Here is a 9,322-nt window from a genome sequence, read left to right as displayed (position 1 = left end):
GCCCGCGGCCGGTGCGCGGGGCGCTGCCGGCCGAGATGGCCTCGGCGGCGGACAGCCGGCGGGCCTTCGAGGCGGGCACCAGCGCGGCGAGGGCGACCAGCAGCGGAACGCTGACCAGGGTGGCGACGGGCAGCCAGCCGGCCGGCTCGATCACGGCGGTGCCGGTGGCGATCCCGGTGAACGCGGTCCGCAGGATCGGGTACGCGGCCGCCCAGCCGGCCGCCGTGCCGAGGACGGTGCCGACGACGGCGGGCACCGAGACCATCGTCAGGTAGACCGTGACCACCTGGCGCGGGGTGAAGCCGATCGACTTCAGCACCCCGATGTGCCGGTAGCCGGAGACCACCGCGCCGCTCACCACGTTGCCGACGATCAGCGCGGCGACGATCAGGCCGAGCACGCCGAAGACCGTCATCAGCGGCAGGTAGGCGTCGGCGCCCGCCGAGAAGGCCTGCTTGAGCACCAGGTAGGACTGGCCGCTGGCGACGGCGTCCTTGGGCAGGCCCTCGGTGGCGTTGTCGAGCGAGGAGGTGAGCTGCCGGGCGGTGGCCGCGTCGGTGAAGCGGTAGAGCATCTGCCGGCCGGTGGGGTGCAGGGCGGCCGCCTGCTCGGGCGTGACCCAGCCGCCGGCGGACTGGCTCATGTCGGTCGCGAAGCCGACGATGGTGAGCTTGAGCCCGGTGCTGGTGGTGATCGGCGTGCCGATGAACCTTTCGCTGCCGCCCCCGGGGGTGTCGATGACCACCTCGCCGGGCGCGGTGGCCCAGCGGCCCGTCAGCAGGTCCACCCGGTCCACCGGCGCGGCCGCCGGGTCGGGCCGCCCGACCAGGGTCAGCGGGCCCGGCGGGCGGCCGACCCAGTCGGCGGGGATGGTCACCACGGCCTGGTCGAAGGGCCCGGCGGCCGCCTCGACGCCCGGTCGGTGGACGGTGGCGGCCAGTTGCTCCGCCGAGGCCTTGGCCGGGTCGAAGACGGCGCTGACGTGCGCACCGCGCTCGGCCTCGAAGGCGTCGTCGAAGGGGGCCCGGGCGGCGCTGATCACCGCGAGGGCGAGCAGCACGGTCGCGGTGGAGCAGAACACCACCAGGCCGATCACGAAGGTCTGCACCCGGCGGCGCTTCACCGCGGCCCGCGAGGCCCTCCAGACAGCACCGTTCATGCGCCCACCTCGCCGCGCTCGGCGGGCGCTTCGCGCAACGCGCACCTCTGGACGGTTCGCTCGCTTCGCTCACTTGCGCCCACCTCGCTGCGCTCGGCAGGCGCTTCGCGCAACACGCACCTCTGGACGGTTCGCTCGCTTCGCTCGCTCACGACTGGCTCTCCAGCATCCGCTCGCGCGCCACCTTGCCGTCCTCGACCTCGACCAGCCGGCTGGCGCAGCGGGTGGCCAGGTTGGGGTCGTGGGTGACGATCAGCAGGGTCTGCCCGATCTGGTTGAGGTCGATCAGCAGGTCCATCACCTGCTCGCCCGAACGGCTGTCCAGCGCGCCGGTCGGCTCGTCGGCGAGCAGCAGCGCCGGACGGTTCATCAGGGCGCGGGCCACCGCGACCCGCTGGCGCTCGCCGCCGCTGAGGGTGGCCGGGTAGACGTCCTTGCGGTGCGCGACGCCGAGTTCGTCCAGCAGCTCCAGGGCCCGGCGACGGGCCTGGCGGGCGCTGGTGCCGGTCAGCTGGGCGGCCAGGGCGACGTTGTCGAGGGCCGGGAGGTCGTCGATCAGGTTGAAGAACTGGAAGATCATGCCGATGTGGCGGCGGCGGAAGAGGGCCAGGCCGTTCTCGTTCAGCCCGCCGAGGTCCTGCCCCTGCACCCGTACGGTGCCGGAGCTGGGCCGGTCCAGCCCGGCCACCATGTTCAGCAGGGTGGACTTGCCGCACCCCGAGGGGCCCATCACGGCGACCGCCTCACCTGCACGGATCCGCAGGTCGACGCCGTCGAGCGCCTTGGCGTCGCCGAACTCCTTGTGCACCCCGGACAGCTCGACGACGTACGGCGCGTCGTCGGGCCGGGTGGTCCCGTCGTGGTCGTTGCTCATGGTCGACGACGGTAGGCGCGGCGGCCCGGGCCCGACGTCCCACCCCGGGTGTAACCGCAGGTGGCCGTAGTACCGGGGATGTACGGCGGCGGCACCCCCGGATGATGTGGATCAAGGGCCGACCTGGGAGGCTGGGTTCCGTGTGGGGAACGGGGACTGAGGTGATCGCGCTCGCGGTGGCGGGCGCCGCCTGCGCGGGCGCCGGCTGGCTGGGCATCGCGCTGGTACGGGCACGCCGGCTGTACCGGGCCGCCATCGGCGAGCGCGGCTGGCTGCTGGAACGGGAGCGGGAGAGCGCCGCGAGCGCCGCCGTGGACGCCGAACGGGCGCGGATCGCCGCCGAGTTGCACGACATCGTGAGCCACAACGTGAGCCTGATGGTGGTGCAGGCCGGGGCCGCCCGCGAGGTGCTGGCCACCATGCCGGAGGAGGCGGCGGCCGCGATGGGCGCGGTCGAGGCGGCCGGCCGCGACACCATGACCGAACTGCGGCACCTGCTGGGGCTGCTCGCCCCGGCGGCCGACGGCAGTGAGGAGCCGGAGCGGAACGACTTCACGCCGCAGCCCAGCCTGAGCCGGCTGGGCCCGCTGATCGACCGGTTCGCCTTCGCCGGGCTGCCGGCGGAGGTGCGGATCTCCGGCGAGCCGCGGCCGCTGCCCGGCGGCATCGACGTGACGGCCTACCGGATCATCCAGGAGGCGCTGACCAACGCGCTCAAACACGGGGACGGGGTGACGGCGACGGTGACGGTGCGCTACGCGGACCACTACCTGCGGGTGGAGGTGCTGAACAGCGGCCCGAGCGTGCTCGCCGGGACGCCCGCACCCGCGCCCAGGCAGGCGGACGGCGCCGGGCGAGGGCTGCTCGGCCTGCGCGAGCGGGTCGCGGTGTACGGCGGGGACCTCGACGCCCGGCGCCGGATCGGCGGCGGCTACCGCGTCCGCGCCCGCATCCCGCTGGACCGGCCGTGAACGCCCCCGACGCTCCGCCGGAGCGCCGTCCCCGGGTGGTGATCGCCGACGACCAGGAGCTGGTCCGCACCGGCTTCCGGATGATCCTCACCGCGCGCGGCATCGACGTGGTCGCCGAGGCCGCCGACGGCGCCGAGGCGGTGGCCGCCGCCACCCGGCACCGGCCCGACGTGGCCCTGCTGGACATCCGGATGCCCACCATGGACGGCCTGGAGGCCGCCCGCCGGATCCTGGCCACGGTGCCCGGCTGCCGGGTGATCATGCTGACCACCTTCGACCTGGACCACTACGTCTACTCGGCGCTGTCCGCCGGTGCCAGCGGCTTCCTGCTCAAGGACGTCACCTCGGCCCATCTCGCCGCCGCGGTTCGGCTGGTGGACACCGGCGACGCCCTGCTCGCCCCGTCGATCACCCGCCGGCTGGTCGAGCGCTTCGCGGCCGGCGCCCCGCACCCCGCCGCGCGCGGCGCCGACGCGCCACGGCTGCACCGCGACCTCGCCCCGCTCACCCCGCGCGAGGCGGAGGTGCTCGGACTGCTCGGACGCGGGCTGTCCAACACCGAGTTGGCGGCCGAACTGACCCTCAGCGAGTCGACCGTGAAGACCCATGTGGCCCGGATCTTCTCCAAGTTGAACCTGCGCGACCGGGCCCAGGCGGTGGTGCTCGCCTACGAGACCGGACTGGTCGCACCGGGCGCGAACGACTGACCGTCAACTTCCTTATCGGAAAAGATGATTCGCATGACCATCAGCTATCTCACTCATTAGGGGGAACAGCTCCGGGGATTCACATCTTTGCCAGTCCATGGGGGAACATCTGCGTGTCCGCGCCCGAACCACCGACAACCGTCCGGGCCCCAGCACCTGCGGCACCACCCCGCACGACGAACACCATTGGACAGGCCCGTGACCACCAGCCCCCCCGTGTGGGACTGCCCCTTCCACCACACCGACGGCCTGGAATTCGACCCCCTCCTCAAGCGGCTGCTCACCGAGGCCCCGATCGCCAGGATCCGACTGCCGCACGGCGAGGGCGAGGCCTGGCTGGCCACCCGCTACAAGGACGTCAAGGCGGTCACCACCGACCGCCGGTTCAGCCGCGCCGCCGGCATCGGGCGCGACCTGCCCCGGATGACACCCGCCGCGATCGCCCAGGCCGAGTCGATCAACCTGATGGACCCGCCCGAGCACAACCGGCTGCGCCGGCTGGTCGCCCAGGGCTTCACCAACCGCCAGGTCGAGCGGATGCGCGCCCGCACCCAGGGCATCGTCGACGGCTACTTCGACGAGATGGAGGAACACGGCGCCCCCGCCGACCTCGCGCACTTCCTCTCCAACCGGCTGCCGCTCACCACCATCTGCGAACTACTGGAGATCCCCGAGCAGGACCGCGACCGGCTGCGCGGCTGGGCCGTCGCGATGATGCGGATGGGCCCCGGCAGCCGCGAGGGCCAGGAGGCCGCCAAGGCCGGCCTGCGCGCCTACTTCGCCGCACTCACCGCCGAACGCCGCGCCACCCCCGGCGAGGACCTGATCAGCGCGCTCGCCACCGCCCGCGACGGCGAGGACCTGCTGGACGCCGACGAACTCGCCGTCATGGCGATGGTCCTGCTGGTCACCGGCCACGACACCAGCACCTACCAGCTCAGCAACATCGCCTACACCCTGCTCACCCACCCCGAGCAGCTCGCCAAGCTGCGCGCCCAGCCGGACACCCTGCCGCGCGCCCTGGAGGAACTGCTGCGCTTCATCCCGTTCCGCCAGGGCGTGGGCATCGCCCGGGTCGCCACCGAGGACGTCGAACTGGGCGGGGTGCTGATCCGGGCCGGCGAGGCCGTGCACGTCTCCTACCTCACCGCCAACCGGGACGCCTCGGTGTACGAGCGCCCCGACGAGCTGGACCTCGACCGCACCGCCGGGCCCGTCAACATGACCTTCGGCCACGGCCAGCACCGCTGCCTCGGCTCGCACCTCGCCCTGATGGAGCTGCAGGTCGCCGTCGGCACCCTGCTGCGGCGCTTCCCCGCACTGCGGCTGGCCGTCGACCCGGCCGAACTCGACTGGAACTCCGGCTCGATCTGGCGCTTCCCGCGCACCCTGCCGGTCGCCTGGTAACCCACCGTCCCCCAGGAGACCCCCTCATGGCCACACTCTGCCGCCCCGCCATCGCCGTACCCGAGCACGTCATCACCCTCGACGAGACCCTCGACCTGGCCCGCACCCTGCACGCCGGCCACCCCCAACTCGGCCTGGCCCTGCGGCTCATCGAGAACACCGGGGTGCGGACCAGGCACCTGGTCCAGCCGATCGAGCAGACCCTCACCCACCCCGGCTTCACCCACCGCAACCAGGTGTACGAGCGGGAGGCCAAGCTCCGCGTCCCCGAGGTGGTCGAACGCGCCCTCGGCCACGCCGAGTTGGGCGCCCAGAACATCGACCTGATCATCTACGTGTCCTGCACCGGCTTCATGATGCCGTCCATGACCGCCTGGCTGATCAACACCATGGGCTTCCGCTCCGACACCCGCCAGGTGCCGATCGCCCAGCTCGGCTGCGCCGCCGGCGGCGCGGCCGTCAACCGCGCCCACGACTTCTGCCGCGCCTATCCGGGCGCCAACGTGCTCATCGTCGCCTGCGAGTTCTGCTCGCTCTGCTACCAGCCGAGCGACCTCGGCGTCGGCTCGCTGCTCTCCAACGGCCTGTTCGGGGACGCGATCGCCGCCGTGGTGATGCGCGGCCACGGCGGCAGCGGAGTGCACGTCGAGCGCAACGGCTCGCACCTCGTCCCGGACACCGAGGGCTGGATCTCGTACGGGGTGAGGGACACCGGCTTCCACTTCCAGCTGGACAAGCGGGTGCCCGGCACCATGGAGATGCTCGCCCCCGCGCTGCGCACCCTGGCCGGGCAGCACGGCTGGGACGTCTCCGGGCTCGGCTTCTACATCGTGCACGCCGGCGGCCCGCGCATCCTGGACGACCTCAGCCACTACCTCAACCTGGAGCCATCGACGTTCCGCTACAGCCGGGCCACGCTCACCGAACGCGGCAACATCGCCAGCGCCGTCGTCTTCGACGCCCTCGCCCGGCTGTTCGCCGACGGCGAGGTGCCGGAAGGCACCACCGGGCTGATCGCCGGATTCGGACCGGGCATCACCGCCGAGATCTCCCTGGGTAGTTGGGTCGACGCCCCGGTCGAACCGACGCGCCGGCGGCCGCGCGCCATCTCCACCTCCGACATCGCCCTCGTCCATCAGGGCGTCCCCCGCCGTTTCCCGGCCGGCACTACGATCACCGATTGACTTCCTCTCCCTCCCCGAAGGGCGGGGGAGTCCCCCCTTCAGCCTCGCGGCTGAGCCGCTGCGCGTGAACGCTGCGGTGGGACGACTTCCTGCTTCATCGACGACTGCCCGCCCGGAGTGCTCCGTTGAGGTCTTACACCGTCTCCACAGGCTGCAACCGCCAGCCCGGCGGCCAGAATGTTGCGTGCCGCGTTCACGTCCCGGTCATGGACTGCCCCGCAGTCGCACTCCCACACGCGGACGTTGAGCGGCATCCTGTCGCGGATCCTTCCGCAGGCCGAGCACAGCTTTGAGCTGGGGAACCACCGGTCGATGGTTACCAGGTCACGGCCGTACCACTGGGCCTTGTACTCCAGCATGGTCCGCAGCTCGGTCCAGCTCGCGTCACTGATCGCACGGGCCAGCGTCTTGTTCTTGAGCATGTTGCGGACGGTCAGGTCCTCGATCACGACCGTTTGGTTTTCACGGACGAGTCGAGTGGTGAGCTTGTGGAGGAAGTCCCTGCGCCGGTCGGCGATCCGCGTATGAACGCGGGCAACCTTGTGCCGGGCCTTCTCCCGGTTGGCCGATCCCCTGGCCTTGCGGGCGAGATCCCGCTGAGCTCTGACGAGCAGTTCCCTGTCACGGCGTTCATGCCGGGGGTTCGCGACCTTCTCCCCCGTGGAGAGCGTCACCAGGCTGGTGATTCCGGCGTCGATCCCCACAGCCGTGTCGATTTCCGGCAGGGACTTGACGCCGGGGTCGTCGCACAGCATCGAGACGAACCACCGACCTGCGGCGTCCCAGCTCACGGTCACCGTGGACGGCGACTGCCCCGCGGGCAGCGGCCGGGACCACACGATCGCCAACGGCTCGACCATCTTCGCCAAGGTGAGCCGTCCGTCCCGGAACCGGAACGCGGACGTGGTGTACTCGGCGCTGTCGCGGGACCTCTTCTTCGACTTGAATCGCGGATACCTCGCCCGCTTCGCGAAGAAGTTCGCAAAAGCCACTTGGAGATGACGGAGCGCCTGCTGCAGCGGCACGGACGAAACCTCGGACAGGTAGGACAGTTCCGCGGCCTTCTTCCATGCCGTCAGCATCGCCGACGTGGCGTTGTAGTTGATCCGCTCACCCCGAAGCGACCACGCCTCGGTGCGGGCCTGCAGCGCCATGTTGTAGACCTTCCGCACGCACCCGAACGTGCGCGACAGCTCAGCCGCCTGCGCTTCGGTCGGATAGAAGCGGAACTTGTAAGCCCGCTTCACCTGGGCGGTCACCATAGTTGACAAGATACGTCGTCAGGTTGCGAAAAGTCACAGGTGGTTGCCCGCCGGACCGCCGGTCCCACCCGGCGGCAAGCCGGCCGACCCCGCCCCCGGCTGGAGCCGGGGCATCCACGAAGGAGTCATGATGACCGACACCACGGACCGCACCGACGCCTCCGGCAGAGCCGCCGACGACGAGCACGCCGAACTCGCCGCCCTGTTCCCGGCGTTGCACGCGCCGCAGTACTGGAAGTGGGGCCGCTACGACGCGCTGTTCTCCACCGTGCTGCCGCCGGACGAGCTGGTCACCAACATCCACCTGGTCGGGTTCGCGGACGGCGGCGTGGTGCTCTGCCGGGACGACCGCAACCACTGGTTCCTGCCCGGCGGCACCCGGGAGCAGGACGAGTCGGTCACCGACTGCCTGGCCCGCGAGCTGCGCGAGGAGGCCGGCGCCCGGCTGCTCGGCGAGCCGGGCTGGCTCGGCGCGCACCGCTGCCACACCGAGGACCCGGTGCCGTACCGGCCGTGGCAGCCGCACCCGGACAAGGCCTGGCTGTGGGGCTGGGGCGAGGTCGAACTGGACTCCACGCCGACCAACCCGGCGGACGGCGAGCAGGTGGTCGAGGTCCGGGCCGTCCCGGTCGCCGAGGCGCAGCGGCTGCTGCTCACCGGGCACGACGCCTGGTGGGGCGAGCTGATCGGGCTGGCCGTGGAGCTGCGGCGCCGGGCCGGTCGGGGCTGACCGGCGGGGCTGACGGACGGGGCTGCCGGACGGGGCTGCCGGACGGGGCCTGCCAGGCAGAGCCTCCCCGCGAGATATTCCCGCCGAGGCGGAAGATCACTGGAATGGCGGAGCATCGGGCGCCATTGTCCGTTTTACGGTGATATGACTCATTTCATGGACACCAACGCCTTGGCTGCTTCACTGGCAGTGGACTACCCGGTGCTCAACATCTTCTGGACGATGTTGGAGCTGTTCCTGTGGATCCTCTGGTTCTTCCTGTTGTTCAAGATCATCTCCGACATCTTCCGCAGCCATGACCTGAGTGGCTGGGGCAAGGCCGGCTGGCTGGTCCTGGTGATCTTCCTGCCGCTGATCGGCATCCTGGTGTACCTGATCGCCCGCGGCCAGAGCATGGGGATGCGGGACGTCGAACAGGCCCAGCAGGCCGACGCGGCGGTCCGGGCGTACATCCGGGACGCCGCCGCGACACCGGCGGAAGGGGGCGGTGGCGGCGGCGCGGGCGGCGGCCACGGCCACGTCGAGGACCTGGCCAGACTGGCGGACCTGAAGGACCGGGGCGCCATCTCCGACGAGGAGTACCAGAAGGCCAAGGACAAGCTCCTGGCCTGACCCTCCTGCTCCGAGTCTTCAGCTCCGAGTCTTCAGCTCCGGGCCTTCAGCTCCGGGCCTTCAGCTCCGAGCCTCCGGCTCCGGGCCTCCTATCCGGGCAGCACGACGACGGGGCCGGCGGACGCGTCACACGTCCACCGGCCCCGTCGTCGCGGGCAGGGGGCTCAGCGCCGTCCGGAGCGCCGCTCCTTGGAGCCGCCGTCGCCGCCACCGGTCAGGCCGGCCCGGCGCAGCAGATCGGAAGAGCGTCGTGTGGGGATAGGGGGGGGGGGGGGGGGGGGGGGCGGGGGGGGCCGGGGGGGGGCGGGGGGGGGGGGGGGGGGGGGGGAGGGGGGGGGGGGGGGGGGGGGGGGGGGGGGGGGGGGGGGGGGGGGGGGGGGGGGGGGGGGGGGGGGGGGGGGGGGGGGGGGGGGGGG

9 protein-coding genes are annotated in these 9,322 nt (G+C 72.1%); 6 read left to right on the top strand and 3 right to left on the bottom strand.

The window, feature by feature from the left end; translation table 11 throughout:
- Both BG452_RS22620 and BG452_RS22615 read right to left on the bottom strand, forming a co-directional pair.
- Positions 1-1,159, bottom strand: a 1,159-nt coding sequence (locus BG452_RS22620) for an ABC transporter permease (protein ID WP_188306173.1), incomplete at its 3' end; no start/stop codon positions are given.
- A 148-nt stretch (positions 1,160-1,307) separates the two neighbouring features.
- On the bottom strand, positions 1,308-2,033 hold the full coding sequence (locus BG452_RS22615) for an ABC transporter ATP-binding protein (protein WP_188306172.1): 726 nt from the start codon (positions 2,031-2,033) through the stop codon (positions 1,308-1,310).
- Positions 2,034-2,194: 161 nt separating this feature from the next.
- Here BG452_RS22615 and BG452_RS22610 point away from each other — a divergent pair, with 161 nt between their 5' ends.
- From BG452_RS22610 to BG452_RS22595, 4 genes are all read left to right on the top strand, one after another.
- Positions 2,195-3,004: a sensor histidine kinase gene (locus BG452_RS22610; protein ID WP_317621178.1), complete on the top strand. Its 810-nt coding sequence runs from the start codon at positions 2,195-2,197 to the stop codon at positions 3,002-3,004.
- The gene (locus tag BG452_RS22605) at positions 3,001-3,711 is read left to right on the top strand and encodes a response regulator (RefSeq protein ID WP_188306171.1); all 711 of its coding nucleotides are present in this window, start codon (positions 3,001-3,003) and stop codon (positions 3,709-3,711) included. Before BG452_RS22610 ends, BG452_RS22605 begins: the two co-directional genes overlap by 4 nt.
- Before the next feature lie 198 nt (positions 3,712-3,909).
- A complete protein-coding gene (locus BG452_RS22600; RefSeq protein WP_188306170.1) occupies positions 3,910-5,118 on the top strand; it encodes a cytochrome P450 in 1,209 nt (402 codons plus the stop codon).
- Between the two features lie 26 nt (positions 5,119-5,144).
- Positions 5,145-6,302 (top strand): type III polyketide synthase, encoded by a 1,158-nt coding sequence (locus BG452_RS22595; RefSeq protein ID WP_188306169.1) that lies wholly within the window; start codon positions 5,145-5,147, stop codon positions 6,300-6,302.
- A gap of 38 nt (positions 6,303-6,340) precedes the next feature.
- Here BG452_RS22595 and BG452_RS22590 read toward each other — a convergent pair whose 3' ends face one another.
- Complete coding sequence (locus tag BG452_RS22590; protein ID WP_188306168.1) at positions 6,341-7,564, bottom strand: RNA-guided endonuclease InsQ/TnpB family protein; 1,224 nt, start codon at positions 7,562-7,564, stop codon at positions 6,341-6,343.
- A 130-nt stretch (positions 7,565-7,694) separates the two neighbouring features.
- Between BG452_RS22590 and BG452_RS22585 the strand changes: the two genes are divergently transcribed.
- Together BG452_RS22585 and BG452_RS22580 are read left to right on the top strand one after the other, a co-directional pair.
- The gene (locus BG452_RS22585) at positions 7,695-8,294 is read left to right on the top strand and encodes an NUDIX hydrolase (RefSeq protein ID WP_188306167.1); all 600 of its coding nucleotides are present in this window, start codon (positions 7,695-7,697) and stop codon (positions 8,292-8,294) included.
- Between the two features lie 156 nt (positions 8,295-8,450).
- Positions 8,451-8,906, top strand: coding sequence for an SHOCT domain-containing protein (locus BG452_RS22580; RefSeq protein WP_188306166.1), 456 nt, complete (start codon positions 8,451-8,453; stop codon positions 8,904-8,906).
- Positions 8,907-9,322 lie beyond the last annotated feature (416 nt).

It is taken from the genome of Streptomyces sp. CBMA123, assembly GCF_014596465.1.
Classification (GTDB): Bacteria; Actinomycetota; Actinomycetes; order Streptomycetales; family Streptomycetaceae; genus Kitasatospora.
Note: the sequence above shows the minus strand (reverse complement) of the source record. Positions and strands in the feature narration are given on the sequence as shown.

Bases quoted from the DNA above. Each gene is read 5' to 3' on its own strand.
- BG452_RS22615 (WP_188306172.1), bottom strand. From the start codon at position 2,033: ATGAGCAACGACCACGACGGGACCACCCGGCCCGACGACGCGCCGTAC.
- BG452_RS22595 (WP_188306169.1), top strand. From the start codon at position 5,145: ATGGCCACACTCTGCCGCCCCGCCATCGCCGTACCCGAGCACGTCATC.
- BG452_RS22590 (WP_188306168.1), bottom strand. From the start codon at position 7,564: ATGGTGACCGCCCAGGTGAAGCGGGCTTACAAGTTCCGCTTCTATCCG.
- BG452_RS22585 (WP_188306167.1), top strand. From the start codon at position 7,695: ATGACCGACACCACGGACCGCACCGACGCCTCCGGCAGAGCCGCCGAC.
- BG452_RS22580 (WP_188306166.1), top strand. From the start codon at position 8,451: ATGGACACCAACGCCTTGGCTGCTTCACTGGCAGTGGACTACCCGGTG.